Origin of the sequence: Microbacterium sp. NPDC087868 (genome assembly GCF_044900755.1) — a bacterium.
Lineage (GTDB): Bacteria > Actinomycetota > Actinomycetes > Actinomycetales > Microbacteriaceae > Microbacterium > Microbacterium galbinum.
This window is the reverse complement of the sequence record NZ_JBJDNO010000002.1, coordinates 131,531-153,658: the sequence shown is the minus strand read 5'-3', so window position 1 is coordinate 153,658 and position 22,128 is coordinate 131,531. Positions and strand designations below refer to the sequence as shown.

At 69.7% G+C, this 22,128-nt stretch carries 21 protein-coding genes; 6 read left to right on the top strand and 15 right to left on the bottom strand.

Going from position 1 to position 22,128, the window contains the following annotated elements; translation table 11 throughout:
• Positions 1-185 precede the first annotated feature (185 nt).
• Positions 186-1,076 carry an endonuclease domain-containing protein gene (locus tag ACI2JZ_RS06220; protein ID WP_404596899.1) on the top strand — a complete coding sequence of 297 codons (891 nt, stop codon included), beginning with the start codon at positions 186-188 and terminating at the stop codon, positions 1,074-1,076.
• 74 nt (positions 1,077-1,150) lie between these two features.
• Here ACI2JZ_RS06220 and ACI2JZ_RS06215 read toward each other — a convergent pair whose 3' ends face one another.
• From ACI2JZ_RS06215 to argG, 5 genes are all read right to left on the bottom strand, one after another.
• Complete coding sequence (locus ACI2JZ_RS06215) at positions 1,151-1,912, bottom strand: alpha/beta fold hydrolase (protein WP_247633333.1); 762 nt, start codon at positions 1,910-1,912, stop codon at positions 1,151-1,153.
• 68 nt (positions 1,913-1,980) lie between these two features.
• Positions 1,981-3,852 (bottom strand): YhgE/Pip family protein, encoded by a 1,872-nt coding sequence (locus ACI2JZ_RS06210; protein ID WP_404596898.1) that lies wholly within the window; start codon positions 3,850-3,852, stop codon positions 1,981-1,983.
• Positions 3,849-4,706 (bottom strand): hypothetical protein, encoded by an 858-nt coding sequence (locus ACI2JZ_RS06205; RefSeq protein WP_404596897.1) that lies wholly within the window; start codon positions 4,704-4,706, stop codon positions 3,849-3,851. The genes ACI2JZ_RS06210 and ACI2JZ_RS06205 overlap by 4 nt, the downstream gene beginning before the upstream one ends.
• On the bottom strand, positions 4,703-5,329 hold the full coding sequence (locus ACI2JZ_RS06200; RefSeq protein WP_404596896.1) for a TetR/AcrR family transcriptional regulator: 627 nt from the start codon (positions 5,327-5,329) through the stop codon (positions 4,703-4,705). Before ACI2JZ_RS06200 ends, ACI2JZ_RS06205 begins: the two co-directional genes overlap by 4 nt.
• A gap of 147 nt (positions 5,330-5,476) precedes the next feature.
• The gene (gene argG / locus ACI2JZ_RS06195) at positions 5,477-6,910 is read right to left on the bottom strand and encodes an argininosuccinate synthase (RefSeq protein ID WP_404596895.1); all 1,434 of its coding nucleotides are present in this window, start codon (positions 6,908-6,910) and stop codon (positions 5,477-5,479) included.
• A 235-nt stretch (positions 6,911-7,145) separates the two neighbouring features.
• On the opposite strand from argG, the gene ACI2JZ_RS06190 reads away from it, so the two are divergent.
• Complete coding sequence (locus ACI2JZ_RS06190; RefSeq protein ID WP_404596894.1) at positions 7,146-7,880, top strand: ZIP family metal transporter; 735 nt, start codon at positions 7,146-7,148, stop codon at positions 7,878-7,880.
• A gap of 136 nt (positions 7,881-8,016) precedes the next feature.
• Here the strand turns inward: ACI2JZ_RS06190 and ACI2JZ_RS06185 are convergent, their stop codons facing one another.
• The 10 genes from ACI2JZ_RS06185 to ACI2JZ_RS06140 form a co-directional block, all read right to left on the bottom strand.
• Positions 8,017-9,120 carry a DUF4064 domain-containing protein gene (locus ACI2JZ_RS06185; RefSeq protein ID WP_404596893.1) on the bottom strand — a complete coding sequence of 368 codons (1,104 nt, stop codon included), beginning with the start codon at positions 9,118-9,120 and terminating at the stop codon, positions 8,017-8,019.
• On the bottom strand, positions 9,120-9,893 hold the full coding sequence (locus tag ACI2JZ_RS06180; protein ID WP_404596892.1) for a hypothetical protein: 774 nt from the start codon (positions 9,891-9,893) through the stop codon (positions 9,120-9,122). Before ACI2JZ_RS06180 ends, ACI2JZ_RS06185 begins: the two co-directional genes overlap by 1 nt.
• Positions 9,890-10,915, bottom strand: a complete 1,026-nt coding sequence (locus ACI2JZ_RS06175; RefSeq protein WP_404596891.1) for a VWA domain-containing protein — start codon at positions 10,913-10,915, stop codon at positions 9,890-9,892. Before ACI2JZ_RS06175 ends, ACI2JZ_RS06180 begins: the two co-directional genes overlap by 4 nt.
• Positions 10,912-11,898 (bottom strand): VWA domain-containing protein, encoded by a 987-nt coding sequence (locus ACI2JZ_RS06170; RefSeq protein WP_404596890.1) that lies wholly within the window; start codon positions 11,896-11,898, stop codon positions 10,912-10,914. The genes ACI2JZ_RS06175 and ACI2JZ_RS06170 overlap by 4 nt, the downstream gene beginning before the upstream one ends.
• Positions 11,889-12,377: a hypothetical protein gene (locus tag ACI2JZ_RS06165; RefSeq protein ID WP_247633323.1), complete on the bottom strand. Its 489-nt coding sequence runs from the start codon at positions 12,375-12,377 to the stop codon at positions 11,889-11,891. The genes ACI2JZ_RS06170 and ACI2JZ_RS06165 overlap by 10 nt, the downstream gene beginning before the upstream one ends.
• Complete coding sequence (locus ACI2JZ_RS06160; protein ID WP_247623928.1) at positions 12,364-13,272, bottom strand: DUF58 domain-containing protein; 909 nt, start codon at positions 13,270-13,272, stop codon at positions 12,364-12,366. The genes ACI2JZ_RS06165 and ACI2JZ_RS06160 overlap by 14 nt, the downstream gene beginning before the upstream one ends.
• Before the next feature lie 48 nt (positions 13,273-13,320).
• Positions 13,321-14,523, bottom strand: coding sequence for an AAA family ATPase (locus ACI2JZ_RS06155; protein ID WP_404596889.1), 1,203 nt, complete (start codon positions 14,521-14,523; stop codon positions 13,321-13,323).
• A gap of 126 nt (positions 14,524-14,649) precedes the next feature.
• Positions 14,650-15,339 (bottom strand): Pr6Pr family membrane protein, encoded by a 690-nt coding sequence (locus ACI2JZ_RS06150; protein WP_404596888.1) that lies wholly within the window; start codon positions 15,337-15,339, stop codon positions 14,650-14,652.
• A 130-nt stretch (positions 15,340-15,469) separates the two neighbouring features.
• On the bottom strand, positions 15,470-16,147 hold the full coding sequence (locus tag ACI2JZ_RS06145; protein ID WP_404596887.1) for a Pr6Pr family membrane protein: 678 nt from the start codon (positions 16,145-16,147) through the stop codon (positions 15,470-15,472).
• 220 nt (positions 16,148-16,367) lie between these two features.
• Entirely contained in the window at positions 16,368-17,297 is a 930-nt protein-coding gene (locus tag ACI2JZ_RS06140) for a DMT family transporter (protein ID WP_404596886.1), read from the bottom strand.
• A gap of 175 nt (positions 17,298-17,472) precedes the next feature.
• On the opposite strand from ACI2JZ_RS06140, the gene ACI2JZ_RS06135 reads away from it, so the two are divergent.
• The 4 genes from ACI2JZ_RS06135 to ACI2JZ_RS06120 all read left to right on the top strand — a co-directional run bounded on the left by ACI2JZ_RS06135 (position 17,473) and on the right by ACI2JZ_RS06120 (position 22,118).
• A complete protein-coding gene (locus ACI2JZ_RS06135; protein WP_247623921.1) occupies positions 17,473-18,759 on the top strand; it encodes an adenylosuccinate synthase in 1,287 nt (428 codons plus the stop codon).
• 4 nt (positions 18,760-18,763) lie between these two features.
• Positions 18,764-19,867: a lactonase family protein gene (locus ACI2JZ_RS06130; protein WP_404596885.1), complete on the top strand. Its 1,104-nt coding sequence runs from the start codon at positions 18,764-18,766 to the stop codon at positions 19,865-19,867.
• A gap of 324 nt (positions 19,868-20,191) precedes the next feature.
• Complete coding sequence (locus ACI2JZ_RS06125) at positions 20,192-21,625, top strand: dihydrolipoyl dehydrogenase family protein (RefSeq protein WP_404596884.1); 1,434 nt, start codon at positions 20,192-20,194, stop codon at positions 21,623-21,625.
• Between the two features lie 190 nt (positions 21,626-21,815).
• A complete protein-coding gene (locus tag ACI2JZ_RS06120; protein ID WP_336641318.1) occupies positions 21,816-22,118 on the top strand; it encodes a DUF427 domain-containing protein in 303 nt (100 codons plus the stop codon).
• Positions 22,119-22,128: the final 10 nt, after the last annotated feature.

Here is a 22,128-nt window from a genome sequence, read left to right as displayed (position 1 = left end):
AGGAACATCGGCCGATTGCTCGCCGATTCCGCTCGTTCGCACGTGTGTGGTGCGGTTCTTCCTGAGTTAGGTACATAGCGGGGCGGGTATCGACTCCTCCTGCACGGAGCGGGAGAAGGTCGGAGTTCCGGGAGATCGGTGTCTGGTCGCTCCTCTGGCTAGCCGCGGACGCGCAGGATGTCGTGGTGACTCCCACTCCCCGCGACCTCGCTCATGCGCTCTTCGTGCCGATGGTCTTCACGCGCGCCGATCTCTTCGGTAGGGGACACACCCGACGGTCGATCTCTCGCGCAGTCGACGAGGGGCGTTTGCGCCGCTTGCGTCGGGACCGCTACGCCGAAGGGGACATCCCGGAAGCGGTTGCGCATGCGTCAGCTATCGGCGCACGTCTCACATGCATCTCGCTGCTGCAGATGCTGGGCGTCTTCGTCCTGTCGTCGTCGGAGACGCACGTGCGGCTTCGGCGTAATCGCTCGCGCTTCGATGCGGCGCACGCGAGGCGATGCCGGCTGCATTGGTACGACGGCGAGCGGGACGCACTTCTCCACGTGACGGGGCTCAAGGAAGCGATTCTGCACTCGCTTCGCTGCCAGACGCCGCGTGCGGCGATCGCCACGTTGGACAGCGTCGTCCACCACGGACTGATGACAATGACAGGACTGCGTCGGCTCTTCGACTCACTCCCACCTGGGTTCAGTGCGATTCTGAACCTGGTGGATCCGACGGCCGAGTCCGGCCCGGAGACCTTCGTGCGCTTGATGCTTCGGACTCTGGGCGTCGACTACGAATGTCAGGTCGTGATCGTCGGTGTCGGGAGAGTGGATTTCGTGGTCGACGGGTGGCTGATCATCGAGTGCGACAGCAGGGCCTTCCACGAGGGCTGGGAGAAGCAGAGGCGGGACCGTCAGCGAGACCTTGCGGCGATGAGGCTCGGCTACGTGACGGTGCGACCTCTCGCATCCGATGTCCTCGGCGATCCGGCGTCGGTGCAATGTGCATTGCGAGACGTGATCGAGCGGCTGGGCCCGCGACTCTCCGGTCGCCGCGGTACCCAACTCAGGAAGAATGCGCGATAAGTGCCTGAAAAGCGATCGGAACGACTGTTTGGACGAGTTCTTCCTGAGTTGGGTACAGGACGAACCGACACCCCTCACAACTCGGCGGCGAAGCCCTCGATCAGGCGGGCGGCGGGCTCGGAGTCGCTGATCAGCGTGCCGTGGCCGTGGTCGGGGATCACCTCGAGCCGAGCACCGGGAATTGCATCGAGGATCGCACGGCACCAGCTCATCGGCGCGAGCGGGTCGTCTTCACCGCGCAGCACGAGCACCGGCGCCGTGATGCGCACGAACGCCTTCTCGGGCTGGTGAGCGATCGTGGCCCTGATCTTGCGGATCAGGTGCGGCCCGCCGCGCAGGTATTCGCGGGCGCCGCGCCAGATCACCAGCGGTCGCTCGCCCATCAGGTCGCGCATCAGGTAAGAGCCCTGCGCAGCGAGGTTGCGCTTGGTCTTGTCGACGGTGGGCCCGGCGAGTACGACGCCCGAGACGAGGAGCGGATGCCGTGCGGCGAGCTCCGCCGCGATCTGGCTGCCCATCGAGTGACCGATCACCACGACGGGTCCCTCGCCCGTGTGCCGGAGGTATGCCGCGACGAGGTCGGCGTGGCGCTCCATCGTGAGGGTGCGGGTGGGTTCGGGGGCCTCGCCGAACCCCGGCAGGTCGAGCGCGATGAGCCGACCCGGGAGCCGCTGCGCGATGTCGAGGTAGACGCTGCGCCCCATGCCGATGCCGTGCAGCAGAAGGAACGTCGGCTCGCCCTCGCCGAAGGTCTCGGCGATCAGTGTCGACCCGGCGTGCTCGAACTCGAGGAGCGTGACGGGGGTCCCGGCGGGGGCGAGATAGCTGGTGGGCACCGTTCCACGTTAGTAGAGACGGCCTCCCGCCCCGTGCCGGGGACTCAGCCCCCGCCCCGCGCCGGACCTCAGCCGATGAGGCTGGGCTGCAGGTCGCGCAGCGTGCGCCGATGCGTCATGCGTGTCACGCCGATCATCGCGAACAGCAGCGCACCGACCAACCAGATGCCGAGCACGATCAGGTCGCCGCCCGCTCGGGCGAGATCACCCCCGTACATCAGTTGCCGCATCGCATCGACGACGTAGCCGAGCGGCAGCACGTGGTGCAGTGCCGCGAGCGGGGCGGGCAGCGTCTGCCAGGGGAACGTACCGCCGGCGGTGACGAGTTGCAGCACCATGAGCACGAGCCCGAGGAACTGCCCCACCGAGCCCAACCACACGTTGAGCGCGAGGATGATCGCCGCGAACGTCGCCGAGGCGAACACCAGCACCCCGAGGGTTCCGAGCGGATGGTTGAACGTGAACCCGAGGGTGAGCGCGAGGATGCCCATGAGCCCCACCATCTGCACCGCACCGAGCGCCGCGGGCGTCAGCCACCCGGCGAGCGTGATGCGGATCGGGGAGTGCAGCGCGGTGATCGCGCGCCGCGAGATCGGCTTCACGATGAGGAACAGCGCGTAGATGCCGATCCAGGCCGACAGCGCCGCGAAGAACGGGGCGAGCCCAGCGCCGTAGTCCTCGGCCGAGGCGACCTTGTCGCTCGACACCTTCACCGGGTCGGCGATCGTGTCGGCCTGCAGGCTGCGCAGCTCGGGGGTGGATGCCGGGATCTGGTCGACACCGGATGCCAAGCCGTCGCGCAGTTCGGCCGCTCCGCTGGCGAGGGTGCTCAGTCCGTCGCGCAGCTGCGCCGCGCCGTCGTTCGCGGATGCCGCGCCCTCCGCGACCGTGCCCGCACCGGTGGCGAGGCTCGAGGCGCCGGTCGAGAGGGTCGCCGCGCCGGAAGCGACCTGTGCCGCGCCATCCGCGAGCTGATCGATCTTGCCGACATCTGCCTGCACGGTCGCGTTGCCGTCCTGCAGCCGGGTCGCGAGCGGGTCGAGCTTCGCGAGAACCTGGTCGATCTCCTCGGGCGTGAGGCCCTGATCGGTGAGGATCGTCGTGATGTCGGTGCGCACCTGCGGCAGGGCATCCGTCGCCTGCTGCACGACCGAGCCCGCCCGGTCGGCGATGTCGGCGAGCTGGCGGTTGCCGTCGCTCACCTGCGCGGCACCGTCGGCGAGGGACTGCGCCCCGGTCGCCAGGGTCTGGGCGCCGGAGGCGAGCTGCGCGGTGCCGTCGGCCAGCTGGGCCGTGCCGTCGGCGAGGGTCGCGCTGCCCGTGGCGGCGGTGTTCGCGCCGTCGGTCAGCTGCGTGGCGCCGTCGGTCGCGGTCACGAGGCTGTCGCGGATGTCGCTGAGCCCGGTGAGCAGCCGCTCGGCCGCCTCGCTGCCGACCATCTCGGCCACCGAGCTGCGGATCTTCTCGACCGCCTGCGTGCCCATCGACGATGCGAGGTAGTTGTTCGCGTCGTTGGTCTCGAGGTCGATGCGGGCCTGGTGCGGGTCGTCGCCCGCGGCCGAGGTCAGCGCCGTCGAGAAGTCGGAGGGGATGGTCACGGTGAAGTCGACGGTGCCGTGGCGCAGGGCATCGGCCGCTTCGTCGGCCGTCATCCGCTGCCAGTCGAAGGCGTTGCCGTCGATGAGGTTGTCGGCGACGTCCTCGCCGTAGTTGACGGTGTCGCCGACGGCGGCGTCGGATGCCGTGGACGGTGCGCCCGCATCGTCGACGACGAGTGCAACCGGCACCTCGGGGAACTTGGCGTACGGGTCCTGGTTCGCCCAGAGGTAGAGGCCGCCGTAGAGGATCGGCACGCACACGAGCGCGATGAGCGCGATGATGCCCATCTTGCTCGCCGTCAGCCGCCGCAGCTCGGCCGCGATCATCGCGGGAACCTTCATGAGGCGGCTCCGTTCGTGTCGTCTTCGTCTTCGTCGTCGGGGTCGGGGTCGGAGTCGGGGTCTGTGGTGCGGCCCTTCGTCTCGTCGCTGCGCTCCTCGCTCAGGGACCGGGCTTCTTCGGGTTCGGGTTCCTGAGCGCCCGTCGTCTCGTCGCTGCGCTCCTCGCTCAGGGGCCGGGCTTCTTCGGCTTCCGCCGCGGCATCCGCTTCCGGCTCGAGCACGAGTGGCTCGACCGGGCCGGAGGCGTTGACCGCGCCGAGCTCCTGCATCCGCTCCAACGCCACGGCGGCCGAACCGCCGAGGATCACGAGCATCGCGAACCCGCGCTCGGCGAACTCGGCGGCGATCCGCCACCAGCCGTCGGGCGAGCCGCCGTGCCGGTCGGGCGACACGAGCACGACGGCATCCGTCCCGTCGCGCAGCACCGCGAGCTCGCACAGGATGCGCACGCGCGCCGAGGGGTCGATGTTGCCGATCGGCACCGAGGCGAGCTCGGCGTACCCGAGCTGCGACAGCCAGCGCTTGGCGTGGAGCGGCGTCGCGCCGAGCCCGGCGAACATCAGTTCCTCGCCGACGACGCCCGCGAGCGAGATGTCGGGGTGCGGGTCGCTGACGTCGGGGGCGTCGACGAGGGCGACCCGGCGGCGCAGCTCCCTGGCGCTCTCGGAGTCATCGATCGTGACGCGACCGGTCTCGGGGCGCATGCGTCCGCTCGCGATCAGGCCGAGGACGGTCGGGCGCTGCTCGGTCTCGGCGAGGGCGTACCGCACCTCGCCGGTGTGGAACTCGAGAGTCGTGGGTGGGAGGGCTTGACCGTTCTTGCCCTTGCTCACATCGTGCAGGGTGATCCTCATGCGGGGGCCTCCGTCGGGCCGGTGACGATGTCGGGGTGGGCGGCGAGCAGCTCATCGGCTTCGCGCCACGAGAGCCCGGCGATGCTGAGTACCGCGCGCACGGCGAGGTTCGCGGCACCCGTGCTCGCGGCATCCGTGCGGGAGATGACCGTGCGCGCGATCTCCTCGATGAGTCGGGCGAGGGTCGGGGCGGCGAGGTCGCTGCGGAAGCTGCCGTCGTCCTGACCGCGGCGCACCAGGGCGGCGACCGTGCGGCGCAGCGGGGCGAGCGCGTCGGCCGTGTGCTGCACGTGCGCCTCGTCGAGCGCGAGGGCGGCCGCGACCTGCACGTGCGCGGCCTCGTGCCAGAGGCGTGCCGTGAGGCGGGCGAGGGCGAGGCGGGCGTCGGCGTCGGTCACGGATTCGGCGATGGCGTTGAAGCGCTGGGCGCCGGTCGAGATGAGTTCGCGGATGAGGGCTTCGCGGTCGTCGAAGTGGCCGTAGAGGGTGCGGCGCGAGAGGCCGGCGCTGCGGGCGATCACGTCGACCGAGGCATAGGGGTCGACGGAGAGCGCGGAACGGGCGGCGTCGAGGATGCCGGCGCGGTTCTCGACGGCGTCGCGACGGGGTGCGCGGGTGGTCATGGATTCGAGTGTACTTAATGTGCACAGTTGTGTGCAAGATAACTCGACGGACTCACAGCATCCGCTCGTGCCACGCACTCCGCGAGACCGCACGGAAAAGGGGGCGGATGCCGCAGCACCCGCCCCCTGATCGAAACCCGCGAGGGGTCAGTCCGTGCCGGAGTCGAAGGCCGCGCCCTCGGAAGCCGTGTCGACCGCGTCGGCGAGGTTCTCGTCGACCTCTTCGACCGCACCCGTGATCTCGCCCGACTCGCCCGCGGTCACGCGACCGACGAGCTCGCCCGTGGCACCGCCGACGAGGCCGAGGCCCGCGTACTGCTCGAGGCGGGCACGCGAGTCGGCGATGTCGAGGTTGCGCATGGTGAGCTGGCCGATGCGGTCGACCGGGCCGAAGGCCGCATCGCCGACGCGCTCCATCGACAGCTTCTCGGGGCCGTACGACAGGTTCGGCGAGACGGTGTCGAGGATGGTCCAGTCGTCACCGCGGCGCAGACGGATCGTCACCGATCCGGAGATCGTGAGGCCGACCCAGCGCTGGATCGACTCGCGCAGCATGAGCGACTGCGGCTCGAGCCAGCGCCCCTCGTACATCAGGCGACCGAGGCGTCGGCCCTGCTCGTGGTACGTCGCGAGGGTGTCTTCGTTCAGGATGCCGTTGACCAGGCGCTCGTAGGCGATGAACAGCAGGGCCATGCCGGGGGCCTCGTAGATGCCGCGCGACTTCGCCTCGATGATGCGGTTCTCGATCTGGTCGCTCATGCCGAGGCCGTGGCGTCCGCCGATCGTGTTCGCCTCGCGCACGAGCGCGACCGGGTCGGAGAACTCGACGCCGTTGAGGGCGACCGGGCGGCCGGCCTCGAACGTCACGGTGACGTCTTCGCTGTCGATCGCGACCGACGGGTCCCAGAAATTCACGCCCATGATCGGGTCGACGGTCTCGAGCGAGACGTTCAGGTGCTCGAGGGTCTTGGCCTCGTGCGTCGCGCCCCAGATGTTGGCGTCGGTCGAGTAGGCCTTCTCGGCCGAGTCGCGGTAGGGGAAGTCGCGGGCGACGAGCCAGTCGCTCATCTCCTTGCGCCCGCCGAGCTCGGTCACGAAGTCGGCGTCGAGCCACGGCTTGTAGACGCGCAGACGCGGGTTGGCGAGCAGGCCGTAGCGGTAGAACCGCTCGATGTCGTTGCCCTTGTAGGTGGAGCCGTCGCCCCAGATGTCGACGCCGTCCTCCTTCATGGCGCGCACCAGCATCGTGCCGGTCACCGCGCGCCCGAGGGGAGTGGTGTTGAAGTAGGTCTTGCCGCCCGAGCGGATGTGGAACGCACCGCACGAGAGCGCCACGAAGCCCTCTTCGACCAGCGCGGTCTTGGCGTCGACCAGGCGCGAGGCCTCGGCGCCGTACTCGAGGGCACGGCCCGGGATCGAGTCGATGTCGTCTTCGTCGTACTGGCCGAGGTCGCCGGTGTACGTGTAGGGCACGGCGCCCTTCTCGCGCATCCACGCGACGGCGACGGAGGTGTCGAGTCCTCCGGAGAAGGCGATGCCGACGCGCTCGCCGACGGGCAGGGACTGGAGGACCTTGGACATACCCTCCAGTCTACGGCGGGCGGCGTGTCGCTCCCGAATGCGTGACGGCATCCGGATGCGGTCCATTCCGGCCTGCTGCCGGCGTGCGGCTGCCGGCTCCGGCGCACGCAGCGGAGGAGATCGCACGCAACGGAGGAGCGAATCCTCGAATCCGTCCTGCGGAGCGAGAGATCTCCTCCGTATGGGAGAGAGATCTCCTCCGCACGGGAGAGGCGGATGCCGTCGGCGCTCTGTCGTGCCAGAGTGGGCCACGGAGGTGCTCATGGGCGCAGCAGTGCTGTGGGGCGTGGTCGCGGCGGCGCCGCTGTTCATCGGTGCCGTGCTCGCGATGCTGCGGAAATGGCCGCCGCGCTGGCTGGGCATCGTGCTCGGCTTCGGTGCGGGCGCGCTCATGGCCTCGATCGCCTTCGAGCTCTGGGAGGAGGGCCTCGATCGCGGGGGCCCGTTCCCTCTGGTCATCGGCGTCGCCCTCGGCGCGATCAGTTACTACGTCGCCGCACGCATCCTCGACGCGCGCGCCGCGAAGAAGAAGGGCGACGCGGGCGGCGGACAACTCGCCGTCGGTGCACTGCTCGACGGCATCCCGGAGCAGCTCGTGCTCGGCATCGGCCTCGCGTCCGGCGAACCGGTGAGCATCGCGCTCGTCGTCGCCATCCTCGTCTCCAACCTGCCCGAATCGATCGGCTCGGCCGCCGACCTGCTCGACGGCGGCATGAAGCGCTCGCGCGTACTGCTGCTGTGGGCCGGCGTCGCCGTGATCTGCGCCGCCGCGACCGTCGCGGGCTTCGGCCTCGCGAGCATTACCGGCGATGCGTTCCGCACCGCGGCCAGCGGTTTCGCGGCCGGGGCGCTGCTCGTGATGCTCGTCGATTCGATGGTGCCCGAGGCCCAGTCCAAGGCCAAGGAGTCGACCGGTCTCGCGACCGTTCTGGGCTTCGCGCTCGCCGCAGGTCTCGCGCTCGCGAGCTGAGCGCCTCACCGGGGGTGGGACGCTTCGACAGGCTCAGCGACCCAGTGAGGCGAGGCTCAGCGACCCAGTGAGGCGAGGCTCAGCGACCCAGCGAGGCGAGGCTCAGCGACCCAGCGAGGGGCAGCGGCCCCGGGCCTCAGAACCCGGGGTACTCCTGGATCTTCTTCTCGAACTCGTCGCGGTCGTCGTCACTGAGCACGGCGCTCGCGATCACGAACAGCTGCAGTCCCTCGACCGGCTCGCCGGTGCGCGCGTTCTGCGCCTCGCGCTCGGTTCTGAATCCGCCGTCCGTGTCGTTCGACAGGTCGTAGATCGTCGCATAGAAGCGCAGCGGATCGGGGTAGTTCTCGGTGTACGACTCCCACGTGTGCTGGGTGCGCGGGTCGTCGCTGCCGTAGAGCTTCTCGATCATCGTCGGGTCGATGCCCGATCCGGTCGGGTCGTTGAAGGCGTACAGACCGTACATGCCGTGCTCCTGCACGACCTGATCGATCACGGCCATGACCTCCTGTTTGCGCGCGTAGTCCTGGATCGGTTCGTTGGTCGCCCAGCCCGCCGAGCCGTACTCGTAGAGCATCGACTCCCCGCCGTAGCCGTTGCGCTCGGGCCGCAGGTCTTCGTCGGTGAACTGCGTCCAGGTGTAGCCGAACTCGTCGCTGAGGCGCTGGCGCACGTCGGCGAAGAGGCTGTCGGCCTCGGCGCGCACCTCCTCGAGCGACTGCTGGTTCAGCACGTCCTGGTTGTCGGTGCCCTTGATGCCGGGGTAGGCCTCGGCGTGCTTCTGCTCGTCGGACTTCGATCCGTCGTAGTTGCCGCTGGCCGACGATTGCAGGGCGCTGAGCCCGCCGACGGTGGCGACGTTGAACAGCACCGCGATGACGAGGGCGATCGCGCCGAGCATCCGCCCCCGCTTCGTGGCGATCGCCGCGATGATGACCGCGACGAGCACGAGCTGCAGGGCGAGCATCGTGACGCCGTAGAGCAGGTCGGTGCCGCCGGCGAGCATCGTGCCCAGCAGCACGATGGCAAACAGGATGCTGGCGAGCAGGGCGATCCATCCGACCGCGTTCGCCGACCGGCGCTCGTCGTCGCCGTCGGCCACCGACACGAACGTCGGGAACGCCGGTGCCTCCTGCGGTCCGGTGCCGCGGCGCGCACCGCGGTAGCCGCCGGGCGGCGGAACGGGTGGCGCACCTTCGGCGCCCGCGAGGTAGCGGGCGCGCTGGCTCTCGTGATCCATCACCATGGCCTGTCCGTTCCCGAGCCGGGCTCGTCGCCGCCCTGCTGCTGGTCGCGCTCCTGCGTGCCCTGGTCGAGCTTGTCCTTGAGGTCGTCGAGCTTCTGCTCGTCGGGCTGCTGCGGCTGCTCCTGCTGCTCCTCGCCCCCCTGCGGGTCGGGCTGCTGCTCCTGCTGCTGCTTCTCCTTCAGGCGCTCCTCGGAGTCGTCGAGGCTCTCGCCCATGTCGCGATCCGGATCGGACGACTGGTTCTCGGCCTCTTCGCTGTTGCACTCCTCGGGCGTCTCGACGACGATCGTCAGCGCCTCGGCGTACAGCTGGGCCGCACCGGCGCCGTCGCCGCCCTCGCGGGCCGCATCGCCCATCCGCTCGATCACGAGCGAGAGGTTGACGCGCACGGCGCAGACCTCCAGGCCCGTCGCCAGGTCGAGAGCCTCTTCGAGCTTCGTGCGTGCCTCGGGCAGTTCCTCGGCGCCCGCGAGCGCGGTGCCAACGTTGAAGGGGGCCTTGTACGGCTCGAACCAGTTGAGGAACTCCTGGCCCTCGGCCGCCGCCTCGGAGCCCGCGTAGTCGTCGACGACGTAGGCGCTGATCGCCTGGTGCGCGAACGCGTACATGCTGAGGATCTTGCCCACGAAGAACAGCGACACCAGCACGAGGGGCAGCGAACCGATCGCGATCCATCGACGGATGCTGCGGCGCCGACGGTTCGAGGCGAGCAGTTGCGCGGCCGCAGCCTGCGGGTCGGTCGCGGTGGCGGACGGAGCGTCGGTCATGCCGTGCCTCCCTTCGGGGTGCGGAGGCCGCGCAGGCGGGCGATCAGCATGGTCGCGCGCGCCAATTCGATCCCGAGCAGCACGATGAGCACGAGCGCCGCGATCCAGTACAACTCGGTCACGTTGCCGACCTCGCCCGATTCGGCGTAGTTCGTGGTGGTCGTCGGTGCCTCGGGCAGCTGCGGCTCGGTGTCGGCCGTGCGGTGCTCGTACTCGACGCCGAGTTCGGCGGCCAGCGCCTGCAGGTTCTGCTCGTCGACGACCGACAGTGCATCGGAGCCCTGGTACTGGATGTACCCGGCATCCGTTCCGTCGACGCCGCCGCTGGTGATGCGCATGGGCCCGCCCTTGGCGGTGCCGTAACCGAACACCGCGCCGGCGTCGGTGTAGGGCGCGCTCGCGGCGAACGACTCGGGGTCCGACGACACGGTCTGCTCGCCGTCGCCGAAGTAGAACACCATGCGCGAGCGGTCGGGCGACGACTCGGCCGCCGACGCGAGCGTCTGCTCGAGCAGGGTCGCGGCGATGCCGATCGAGCTTCCGCGCGACTGGCTCGTGACCTCGGGGCGCAGCACGTCGAGAGACCCGACCAGCGCCGTGGTGTCGGTGGTCAACGGCATCCGCAGTTCGGCGGCGGCGTCGAAGGTGAGCAGCGCGAAGCGCGCGCCCGGGTACTCGGCGATGATCGTGCGCACGTCGGCGCGCACGCCGTCGAGGCGCGGCTCTCCGTCGGCCCAGTCCTCGGCGACGATGCTCGCGGTCGTGTCGACCACCAGCACGATGTCGGTGTCGGTCGCCAGGGTCTGCGTGGCGCCGCCGGGGATGCCGGGGCGCAGCAGCATCACGAAGCAGGCGAGCACCGCGGCCAACCGCAGCGCCCAGAGCAGACGGTGGTTGCGCGTCTGGGCTGTCGAGCGCCCCGCGTCCTTCGGCGCGCGCACGAGCACCCACACCACGAGCGCGGCGATCGGGGCGAACAGCAGCAGGAGCAGGAAGACGTTGATGGCGGGTTGGAAGATCACAGTCGCACCCTCCACAGCAGCACCACGAACGACAGCAGCGCGATCGAGACGACCACGATCCATAGATCGGGGGCGTCGGTCCACACCACCTGCGCCTCGCCGCGGAGCTCGGTCGCGTCCTGCTCGCGCACCTGCTCGACGATGTCGCCGACGGTCGTGGTGTCGCGCAGTCCGTAGGCCTGGCCGCCGGTCGCTTCGGCCGCCGCGGCGAGTTCGGCGCTCACATCCGCGTCCTTTCCCTCGACGGGGTTCAGTGCGAACACGCGCACGCCGTTCGACGCGGCGTAGTTCGCGGCCTCTTCGAGCGTCACGATCGACGCGCCGTTGATCTCGTTGTCGGTTGCGAAGATCACCGAGCGCGAGCGCTCGTCGTCGGGGTGGTCGAAGCCCATCGCGCAGGCGGCGAGCCCGTCACCGATCAGCGAGGCGCCGTTGCCGTTGAGCGTGCCGACCCAGTGCTCGGGGATCTGATCGACGTAGTCGAAGCTCTCGCGCATGCTCTCGAGGTGCGTGCGGATGAAGTCGTAGTCGTCGGTGAGCGGGAAGATCTGCACCGGCGAGCTGTTGAAGATCGTCAGCCCGATGCGTTCGCCCTCGAAGCCGTCGAGCAGCTCTTCGAACACCGTCAGCACCTCGACGTCGACCTCCGACATCGATCCCGAGACGTCGAGGCAGAGCATGATGTCGCGGCTCGTGTTGACGGGCTGGATCGTCTGGGAGGACATCGGCCGGGCGGCCACGACGCCGGCCGTGATGACCGTGAGCGCGCCCAGGAGCAGGATGCCGCTCAGGGCGATGATCCGTCGGGAGAGCGCTTCACGGAACGCGGGCAGCGCGCGCAGACGCTCCGCGCGGGCGATGCGTGCGCGGTCGGTTCCCGTGGACTGCCCGCGGCTGCGCAGTCCGAGCGCGAGACCGATGCCGAGGGCGGTGATCACGACCGCGGCCGCGACGATGATGAGCCAGCCGTTCGCTAGTGCCATGAGCGCACCACCGTCCGGGCCGCCTCGGCGCCGGCGAGAGGATCGATCGGCGGGCCCTGGCGGAAGATGCTCGGATAGTAGTGCCGGCGCATCGCGTCGATCAGGGCGGGGTGCACTCCACGGGAGACGAGGTCGTCGAGGGCGAGCACCGGGGCCTCGAGGCCGCTGTACTCGTTGACGAAGGTGCGCACCACGCGGCTCAGCTCGAGGTTGGCGTTGCGGGGCGAGAGCCGCTTCTCGCGGTAGTCGGTCTCGATCTGCTGCACGCGGTCGAGGTACTCCACGCGCAACTGGCTGAGCACGTCGCCCGTGAGCAACTGCGGCTGCTCGATGCCGAGACGGTCGGCGGGGCGGCGCTGCTTCGTGAGGGCGATCACGAGCCATGCGCCCACGATCAGCAGGGCGAGGATGCCGAACGCGAGCAGCACCCAGCCCCAGCCGTACTGCGCCGGCGGGTAGAGCTCATCAGACCCGGGCATTCGACCTCCCGCCGGATCGGCTGAGCGCCCCGTGGAGCAGGCGCAGCAGCTGCGGAACGGCCGACTCCTGACCCTCGAGCACGGCGTGTCCGATCTCGAGGCGCTTCAGGGTTTCGGCGAGGTGCGCCTCCTCGGCCTGCGCCTGCGCGGTGAGCTGGCGCACGATCGCCGCATCGCCCTGCACGAAGTCCGGCACGTCCCAGCTGCTGTCGACGTCGCTGCGGATGCGCCCCGTCGCGTGATCGAGCACCGGATCCGCGTCGCGGAGGGTGAGCCACAGCACGTCGTGCTGCACGCGCAGCCGGCGCAGCATCCGCTCGGTCTCGCTCGTGATGGGCGCCTCGTCGGTGATGACGGCGACGATCATGCGCCGCGACACCGTGCGGGTGACGTACGAGAGCAGGCCGTCGCGGTCGTTGGGAACCGTGCTCTCGTCGGTCGCCCGGCTGATCGTGCGCAGTGCGTGCTCGAGTGCGCCCTCGCTGCGACCGGGGGGCAGGCGACGCGCGCGCGAGGCATCGCCGTACACCGTGGTGAAGTCGTCGCCGTGACGCAGGGTCAGGATGCCGAGAGCACCGGCCGCCATGATCGCGAGGTCCTTCTTCGGGCGCTCGTCGGCCGCGAGGGCCGTCATCGAGCGCCCGGTGTCGACGACGAACAGCACCGTCTGCATGCGCATCGCCCGCGATCGCTTGACCAGCGGCGTGCCCAGGCGGGCCGTCGCGCGCCAGTCGATGTCGCGCACCTGGTCGCCGTATTCGTACTTGCGCAGGTCTTCGAAGTCCAGGCTGCGCCCACGCAGCAGCGACGCGTGCGCACCGTCGAGCGCGTGCATCGACTTGCGCGACGAGTGCAGGAAGAGCTTGCTCTTCACCTGCGTGATCAGACTGGGCATGGGCTTCTGTTCCGGTGCGGGGCGACGGTTCCGGGCTCGGCGACCGGGTCAGGGAGTGGGGACGGCGGCGAAGATCTGGTCGATGATCTCCTCGCTGCGGATGCCTTCGGCGTCGGCCTCGAACGTCAGCAGCACGCGGTGGCGCAGCACGAGGTGGCGCAGCTCGCGGATGTCTTCGGGCAGCACGTGCGAGCGACCCTTGAGCAGGGCGAGGGCGCGCGACGCCTGCAGGAACGCGATGCTCGCGCGGGGGCTCGCGCCGTACTTGATGAACCGGGCGCGGTCGTCGCCGATGTACGGTGCGGGGTTACGCGTGACGTACGCGATCGACACGATGTAGTTGCGGATCGCGGGGTCGACGTAGATGCGGCTGGCCACGTCCTGCAGCATGTGGACGTCGTCGAGCGAGATCGCGCTCGAGACGTGCCGGTCGGGGTCGAGCACACCGGAGTCGATGCGGCCGAGGATCTCGAACTCCTCGGCGGGGCTCGGGTACTCGACGATCTCCTTGAGCAGGAAGCGGTCCATCTGCGCCTCGGGCAGCTCGTAGGTGCCCTCCTGCTCGATCGGGTTCTGCGTCGCGATCACGAGGAAGGGCTTCGGCAGGTGGTGCACCTCACCGCCGATCGTGGTCTGGTGCTCCTGCATCGCCTCGAGCATGGCGCTCTGGGTCTTGGCGCTCGATCGGTTGATCTCGTCGAGCAGCACGAAGTTGGCGTGCACGGGGCCGAGCACGGTGCGGAACGAGCCGGTCGCCGCGTCGTAGATCTGGTTCCCCGTGATGTCGCTCGGCAGTAGGTCGGGCGTGCACTGGATGCGCTTGAACTGCGCCTTGACCGTGTCGGCGAGGGTGCTCGCGGCGGTCGTCTTGGCGAGGCCGGGCACGCTCTCGAGCAGGATGTGGCCGCCGGCGATGAGTGAGATGAGCAGGCTCATGCGCAGGCGCTCCTGGCCCACCATCTTCGCGGAGTAGGCGTCGGAGACGACCTTCAGCACGTCGCTCGCCCGCGAGATCTCCGCGTCGGACGGGGCCGTCCTGGGCGCGGCATCCGCTTTCGGAGCCGGGGCGGATGCCGGGGCCTGTGCAGGTGCGGCGGGAGCGGATGTCGGGAACGTCGGGGGCGCCGCCGCGGCGGGAGGAGGCGGCGTCGTCGCGTCGCGCTGTTCGCTGCGAAGCGCGGGTGCCGGCGCGGGAGGCGCGGGCGGAGGGGCCGTATTCGTCGACGGGTCCGGCGCGTAGGGCTCGTTCATCTGCAGTCTCCTCGATCACGCGGGGAAACATCGCGTCCTTCCCCCGCACCAGGGTAACCGCATCCACCGACGCGCCGGCTCGGAGCCGATGGGGAGGAGTCCCCATCGGCCGAGCGCCCCGTCGGATCAGGGAACGCGGATGCCTCGGCGACGACCCACCCAGACCACACCGGCGGCGACGGCGACGATGCCGATCGCGATCCCGATGATGTAGACGACGACCGAGCCCCATCCGCCGGGGCCGTGCGGGTCGAGGAACGGATAGGGGTACCACCACGGGTTCCCGGTGATCGGGCCCGTGATGAAGTTCGCGCGCACCATCGTGTAGACGGTCCATACCAGCGGGAAGATCACGGCGACCAGGGCCGCGCTCCACGGCAGTGCGCGCCGACGGGGCGCGAAGAGCACATCGAGGAGCATGACGAGCGGCACGATCACGTGCAGCGTCTCGTTGGTCCACACCTCCGAGACGCCGTCGAGGTTGATGTACCGGAGGAGCAGGTTGTAGACGATGCCCGTGACGATCATGTAGGTGCTGGTGCAGACGAGCAGCGTGGCCAACCAGCGGGGTTCGGGGGTGTCGTCGCGGCGCGTGCGGATCATCCAGATCGCGGCGATCGTCAGGGAGACCACCGCGCCGATGTTCGACAGCACGGTGAAGAAGCTGAAGAAGTTCGCCACGACGGTCGGCACGTGCGAACCCCACTCGGTGGTCGACGAGTGCGCGTTCGTGATCGACACCGTAATCTGCCGCACGAGCGCCGCAGCGCCGAGAAGGGCTGCGGCGATCCGCAGGTAGGGCCACCAAGTCGTCATCATGCCTCCGCCGCCAATGTATCGGGAGAAGACCGATGACATCAGTGTGGACTCGGCGCCCGCACGGGCGCCACGGTCGGCTCGGGCCCGTACCGTCGCGGAGCGGCCTGATTCAGTCGAACGGCGCGACCTAGTGACGCTTTCGCGCGCCGCGGAGGCGCCCGATCCCGACGACGATGAGCGAGATGACGACGATCGCGGCCGCGATGGCGGCGACGTACAGGCCCACCGAGGTCCAGCTCGAGGTGTTCGGGTTGAGGAACGGGTACGGGTACCAGTAGGGCGTGGCGGTGAACGGGTCGGTGATGAACGGCCCGCGAACCAGTGTGTAGCCGCCCCACGCGAGCGGGAAGACCACGGCGGGGAGCGCGGTGCCCCAACCGAGTGCGCGGCGGCGGGGTGCGAAGAGAACGTCGAGCAGCATCACGGTCGGGAGCACGACGTGCAGCGTCTCGCTCGTCCACGCCTCGGTCGCGCTGTGCGAGGGGATGTTGCGCAGCAGCAGGTTGTAGACGATGCCCGTCGTGATCATGTAAGTGCTCGCGTAGGCGAGCAGCACGGCGAGCCAGCGGGGTTCCGTGTCGTCGCTGCGGCGGGTGCGCAGCATCCACCCGGCGGCGATCAGCAGGACGATGGCCGCGATGAGACCGGAGAGCGTGGTGAAGAAACTGAAGAAGTTCGAGACCGCGGTGGGGATGTCGCGTCCCCATTCGGTCGTCGCCGCCTGGGCGGTCGCGATCTCGCGTGTGAGCTGCCGCGCGAGTGCCGCGAGCGCGAGTAGGGCGGCGACGATCCGCACGAAGGGCACACAGTTTTCATCGTTCCTCCGACGTTCCGTGCTCGACACTCTGGCGGTCGAACCGTCGGACACCGTAGCCGTGAAATGGACGAACTCCGGCATCTCCGGGCGGTTTCCCACTCTGGACGCGGGCTTGTCGGAATATCACTAAGTGGGCCGCCGAATTCGGGCGGATTCGGCCGGATTCGGCCGGATTCGCTATGGCGATCGGTATATCGATACGCCTGAGTCAGCCCCGCCGCCCCCACCGCAACCGCGTCACGAGCACACCCAGCAGGCAGAGCGCGCCGCCGAGGAACATCAGCGGGGTCGGCACTTCGCCGAGGATCGCCCACGACATCAGGATCGCGACCGCGGGCACGACGTAGGTCGTGGCGGAGGTCTGCCCCGCGGTGCTGCGCTGCAGCACGTAGGCCCAGGTCGTGAAGGCGATCGCCGTGGGGAAGATGCCGAGGTAGACGACCCAGAGGGTCGAGCCGAGGGGAGCGCTCTGCATCGCACCGATCAGGCTGCCCGTCCACGGCAGCAGTGCGACGGTGCCGGCCATCGCGCCGAGCCAGGTGAGCGTGGTCGCATCGGACCCGGCGCTCAGCAGATGCTTCTGCAGCAGCGTGCACCCCGCGTACATGACCGCGGCGAGCAGGGCCAGCAGCAGCCCTGTGAGATCGGGGCCCTCACCCTCGGCCGCCTGCGAGTTCATGCCGATCAGCACGACGCCGAGGAACGCGATCGGCGCCCCGATGATCAGCGGCTTCGGGAACCCCTCGCGCAGGAAGAGTCCGCTGAACACCACGACCATCAGCGGTGCGAGGTTCACCACCATCGCCGCCGTGCCCGCGTCGAGCGTGCGCTCGGCGGCGTTGAGCGCCAGGTTGTAGACGCAGAACCACCCGACGCCCCACACCGCGACCAGCCACCAGTGCCGGCGAGCGGGCAGACGGATGCCGTGGCGCACCGCGATGATCGCGAGAACGAGACTGCCGACCGCCATGCGCAGCAGTGCGAGCGCACCCGGGTCGAAGTGCGGACCCGCCCCGCGGATGCCGATGAACGCCGACGCCCAGAGCACGACCGTCACGAGGGCGGCGATCAGCACGAGCGGTCCCTGCCGGGGCTTCGTGCCCGGCAGGTCGCCGGTGAGGGGAGCGGTCTTCGACATCCTCCGATGGTGACAGGGGCCTCCGACATCCGCGATGCGCGGGAGCGACAGCATCCGTCCATATCCCGCCAGGACCTCGCCGAAGGCGATGTCGGCCCCTTCGATAGGATGGGGGAGCCCGACAAGGGCCAGCTCATCAGCCGGTGCAAACCCGGCGAAAGCAAGGGGGACACCCATGCCAGGAATCGTTATCGTCGGCGTGCAGTGGGGCGACGAAGGAAAGGGCAAGGCCACCGATCTGCTCGGTGACCGCACCGACTGGGTCGTGAAGTTCAACGGCGGCAACAACGCCGGGCACACCGTCGTGGTGGGCAACGAGAAGTACGCCCTGCACCTGCTGCCCTCCGGCATCCTCTCCCCCGGCGTGACGCCGGTCATCGGCAACGGCGTCGTCGTCGACCTCGAGGTGCTCTTCCACGAGCTCGAGGCGCTCGGCGCCCGCGGCATCGACGTGTCGCGCCTGAAGGTGAGCGCCAACGCGCACATCATCACCCAGTACCACCGCACGCTCGACAAGGTCACCGAGCGCTTCCTCGGCAAGCGCATGATCGGTACCACCGGACGCGGCATCGGACCGGCCTACGCCGACAAGATCAACCGCGTCGGCATCCGCGTGCAAGATCTGTTCGACGAGAACATCCTGCGCCAGAAGGTCGAGGGTGCGCTCGACCAGAAGAACCACCTGTTGGTGAAGATCTTCAACCGCCGCGCCATCACGGTCGACGAGATCGTCGAAGACCTGCTCTCGTATGCCGAGCGGCTGCGCCCGCTGGTCGCCGACACCGGCTACCTGCTGGCCGAGGCGCTCGACCGCGGCGAGGTCGTCGTGTTCGAGGGCGGCCAGGCCACCATGCTCGACGTCGACCACGGCACCTACCCGTTCGTGACGTCGTCGTCGGCGACCGCGGGTGGCGCGGCCACCGGTTCGGGCGTCGGTCCCGGTGCGCTCGACCGCATCGTCGGCATCGTCAAGGCGTACACGACCCGCGTCGGATCGGGTCCGTTCCCGACCGAGCTCTTCGACGAGCAGGGCGAATGGCTGCGCTCGCGCGGCTTCGAGTTCGGCACCACCACCGGCCGTCCGCGCCGCGTCGGCTGGTACGACGCCCCCATCACCCGCTACGCCACGCGCGTCAACGGCATCACCGACCTCGTGCTCACCAAGCTCGACATCCTCACCGGACTCGAGCAGATCCCCGTGTGCGTCGCCTACGACGTCGACGGGGAGCGCTTCGACGAGGTGCCGGTCAACCAGACCGACTTCCACCACGCGACGCCGATCCTCGAGTACTTCCCCGGCTGGAGCGAAGACATCTCGGTCGCCCGCACCTTCGACGACCTGCCCAAGAACGCGCAGGACTACGTGCTCGCGCTCGAGAAGATGAGCAACACGCGCATCTCGGTCATCGGCGTGGGCCCGGAGCGCGACCAGGTGGTCGTGCGCCACGACCTCGTCGACTGACCCCGTGACCCGTTTCTGGCTCGGGGGCTACGGCCCCGAGATGGACGGCTCCGCCGAGGGGATCGGATTCCTTGCCGGAGACGACGGCCGCGAAGCCACGACGCTCGGCTACCGCGACCTCGCGGCGACGGCATCCTCGCCGTCGTGGTTGGCGCAGCATCCGTCGCTCGACGTCGTCTATGCGGCGCTCGAGCACGAGGGCGCGGTGCAGGCCTTCGTGCGCTCGGGCGAGGGATCGCTCGCCCCGCTCGGCGGCCCGGTGCAGGCGGGTGACGCCGTGTGCCACTTGGCCGTCTCGCGCGACGGGGCGACGCTGATCGCCAGCTGCTACGGCGACGGTCGGGTCGTGCGATTCGGCCTCGCGACCGACGGGCGCATCGTGCCGGCGAAGGCGGATGCTGCGGCGGCGCTGCGCGCGGCACTGTTCGGCGAGGACGAAGACCCCAACGCGGTGCGCGAGGAGCCGGGCGTGGGTGCGGCGGCATCCGATCCCTACGGTCTGCCCGCTCGCGCTTCGCACGCCCACTCGGCGGCGTTCCTGCCGGACGGGCGTATCGTCACGACCGACCTCGGCTTCGACCTCGTGCGCTTCTGGCGGCTGTCGGGCACCGGGCTGCGCCTCGACCACGAGGTGATCCTGCCGCTCGGCGTCGGTCCGCGTCACATGGTGGTGCACCCGAGCGGGCATCTGCACATCGTCACGGAGTACTCGTGCGAGGTGTTCACCCTCGCCGAGACCCCGAGCGGGTCGTGGGCCGTCGTGTCGTCGACCCTGTCGAGTCCCATCGCCGAGGTCGGCGTCGACTTCCCCGCCGAGCTCGCCCGCACCCGCGACGGCGCCTTCCTGTACACGGCTCTGCGCGGCAGCAACACGATCGCGGCGCTGCGCGTGCTCGGCGGAGGTGAGCGCCTCGAATCCATCGCGCTCGCCGACTCCGGCGTCGACTGGCCGCGCCATCACCTGGTGTTCGAGGGCAAGCTCGTGGTCGCCGGGCAGCGGTCCGACTCGATCAGCCTGATCGACCTCGACGAACGCACGGGCGCGCCCCTCGGCATCCGCCACCAGGCCCCCGCCGCGACGCCGACGCACATCCTGCCGGTGCGCTGACCCCGGCGCCGGGGCTTCGATCCTGCTCGGCGTGTGTACCCAACTCAGGAAGAAGGCTCGGATTTCGCCGGATTCGGCTTGTTTCGGGCGGTTCTGGCCGGTTCTTCCTGAGTTGGGTACGCCCTCGGCCGGAGAAGCGGTGCACAACTCCGGAGAATCGGTCCCGATCTGGCGGGTTTCGCACCCCCAGCGTCGGCGCGGCCCGGTTTCCCCGGAGTTGTGAACCCCACGCGGCGCATACCGTACCCGGCGCGTCGGGGAACAACCACCCCGTGACACGACGTTGCTGTTCAGCGAGACTGTTGCGCGGAGAGGTGCGAAGCGATGACTGCAGACAAGACGAACGAGTACGACCTGATCGTGCTGGGCGGAGGACCGGTCGGCGAGAACGTCGCGGACCGCGCGGTGCAGGGAGGTCTCACGGCGATCATCGTCGAGAGCGAGCTGGTCGGTGGGGAGTGCTCGTACTGGGCGTGCATGCCGTCGAAGGCGCTGTTGCGCTCGGCCCAGGCGCTGCGCGCGGCCCAGCACGTCGCCGGCGCGAAAGAGGCGGTGACCGGTGCTCTCGACGTGCGTGCGGTCTTCGCGCGCCGCGACTCCTTCACGAGCAACTGGTCGGATGACGGCCAGGTGAAGTGGCTGGAGTCGGCGCACATCGATCTGGCCCGCGGGCACGGGCGCCTGACGGGCGAGCGCGAGGTCACGGTGACCGATGCCGACGGCGGCACGCGGGTGCTGCATGCCCGCCACGCGGTCGCGATCAGCACGGGTTCGGATGCCGTCGTGCCGCCGATCCCCGGCCTGCGCGAGGCTTCTCCGTGGACGAGCCGCGAGGCCACGAGCGCCGAAGAGCTTCCGGACTCGCTGGCCGTGATCGGCGGCGGTGTGGTCGCGGTCGAGATGGCGACGGCCTACGCCGCGCTCGGATCGACGGTCACCCTCATCGCACGCAGCGACCTGCTGGGCGGCATGGAGCCGTTCGCGGGCGAGCGCGTCGCGGCGGGGCTGCGCGAGCTCGGCGTCGACGTGCGGCTGAACACGGGCACGTCGGCCGTGCGGCGCGATGACGCCGGCGTCACGATCACCCTCGACGACGACAGCGAGATCACCGCGAGCGAGGTGCTCGTGGCGACGGGGCGTTCGCCGCGCAGCGGCGACATCGGCCTCGAGACGGCGGGCCTCGAGTCCGGCACGTGGATCGAGGTCGACGACACCCTGCGGGTGCCCGGTTCGGACTGGCTGTACGCGGTGGGCGACGTCAACGGCCGGGTGCTGCTCACGCACCAGGGCAAGTACCAGGCGCGCGCGGCGGGCGATGTGATCGCCGCCCGGGCGAAGGACGAGCCGGTGGATGCCGACGAGTGGGGTCGCCACGCCGCCACCGCAGACCACGCCGCGGTTCCGCAGGTGACCTTCTCGATCCCTGAGGTGGGATCGGTCGGGCTCACCGAGAAGGCCGCACGCGATGCGGGCCACGAGGTGAAGGTCGTCGACTACGACCTGGGCTGGGTGGCCGGGGCGAGCCTCTACGAGGACGGGTTCGAGGGGCAGGCCCGGCTCGTCGTCGACACCGCGCGCGACGTCGTGCTCGGTGCGACGTTCGTCGGCCCGGAGGTCGCCGAACTGGTGCAGGCCGCGACGATCGCGGTCGTCGGTGAGGTGCCGATCAAGCGCCTGTGGCACGCCGTGCCCTCGTATCCGACGGTGAGCGAGGTCTGGCTGCGCCTGCTCGAGGGCTACGGGCGGGCTTCGGCGTGAGCCGCCGGGCCGGGGCGTCGACGGAGGCGCTGCGGCATCCGATCCGAATCGGCCGACGCTCCGAACAGGGAGTGACGGCGGATGCTTCGCTGCGCGCTTTATTTCTCACATTGACGGCCGCGCGCACAACCCCCGCCGCAATGTCGGCGACCTCTTATACGCTCTAACCCACATCCCAGGAGGCAGAACCATGAAGGCTGTACTCGCAGGAACCGTGATCGCCGAGGCCGACGAAGCCGACCTCTTCCGCATCGAGGGCAACTGGTACTTTCCGCCGGCGTCGATCACGCCGGGCGCGCTCGTCGAGAGCCCGACTCCGTACACGTGCCCCTGGAAGGGTGCGGCGCAGTACTTCTCCGTCGAGGTCGACGGAGAGCTGCACAAAGACCTCGCGTGGTCGTACCCGACGCCGTACCCGACCGCTTTCGAGCGCGTCGGCGGCGACTTCTCGGGCTACGTCGCGTTCGACCCGAGCGTCGAGGTCTCGGCCTGATCGGCGACGG

Coding starts and splice junctions, on each gene's coding strand:
- ACI2JZ_RS06180 (WP_404596892.1), bottom strand. CDS start 9,893: ATGACCGACGCTCCGTCCGCCACCGCGACCGACCCGCAGGCTGCGGCC.
- ACI2JZ_RS06120 (WP_336641318.1), top strand. CDS start 21,816: ATGAAGGCTGTACTCGCAGGAACCGTGATCGCCGAGGCCGACGAAGCC.
- ACI2JZ_RS06165 (WP_247633323.1), bottom strand. CDS start 12,377: ATGCCCGGGTCTGATGAGCTCTACCCGCCGGCGCAGTACGGCTGGGGC.
- ACI2JZ_RS06160 (WP_247623928.1), bottom strand. CDS start 13,272: ATGCCCAGTCTGATCACGCAGGTGAAGAGCAAGCTCTTCCTGCACTCG.
- ACI2JZ_RS06170 (WP_404596890.1), bottom strand. CDS start 11,898: ATGGCACTAGCGAACGGCTGGCTCATCATCGTCGCGGCCGCGGTCGTG.
- ACI2JZ_RS06210 (WP_404596898.1), bottom strand. CDS start 3,852: ATGAAGGTTCCCGCGATGATCGCGGCCGAGCTGCGGCGGCTGACGGCG.
- ACI2JZ_RS06140 (WP_404596886.1), bottom strand. CDS start 17,297: ATGTCGAAGACCGCTCCCCTCACCGGCGACCTGCCGGGCACGAAGCCC.
- ACI2JZ_RS06185 (WP_404596893.1), bottom strand. CDS start 9,120: ATGGATCACGAGAGCCAGCGCGCCCGCTACCTCGCGGGCGCCGAAGGT.
- ACI2JZ_RS06200 (WP_404596896.1), bottom strand. CDS start 5,329: ATGACCACCCGCGCACCCCGTCGCGACGCCGTCGAGAACCGCGCCGGC.
- ACI2JZ_RS06150 (WP_404596888.1), bottom strand. CDS start 15,339: ATGACGACTTGGTGGCCCTACCTGCGGATCGCCGCAGCCCTTCTCGGC.
- argG (WP_404596895.1), bottom strand. CDS start 6,910: ATGTCCAAGGTCCTCCAGTCCCTGCCCGTCGGCGAGCGCGTCGGCATC.
- ACI2JZ_RS06155 (WP_404596889.1), bottom strand. CDS start 14,523: ATGAACGAGCCCTACGCGCCGGACCCGTCGACGAATACGGCCCCTCCG.
- ACI2JZ_RS06205 (WP_404596897.1), bottom strand. CDS start 4,706: ATGAGGATCACCCTGCACGATGTGAGCAAGGGCAAGAACGGTCAAGCC.
- ACI2JZ_RS06135 (WP_247623921.1), top strand. CDS start 17,473: ATGCCAGGAATCGTTATCGTCGGCGTGCAGTGGGGCGACGAAGGAAAG.
- ACI2JZ_RS06125 (WP_404596884.1), top strand. CDS start 20,192: ATGACTGCAGACAAGACGAACGAGTACGACCTGATCGTGCTGGGCGGA.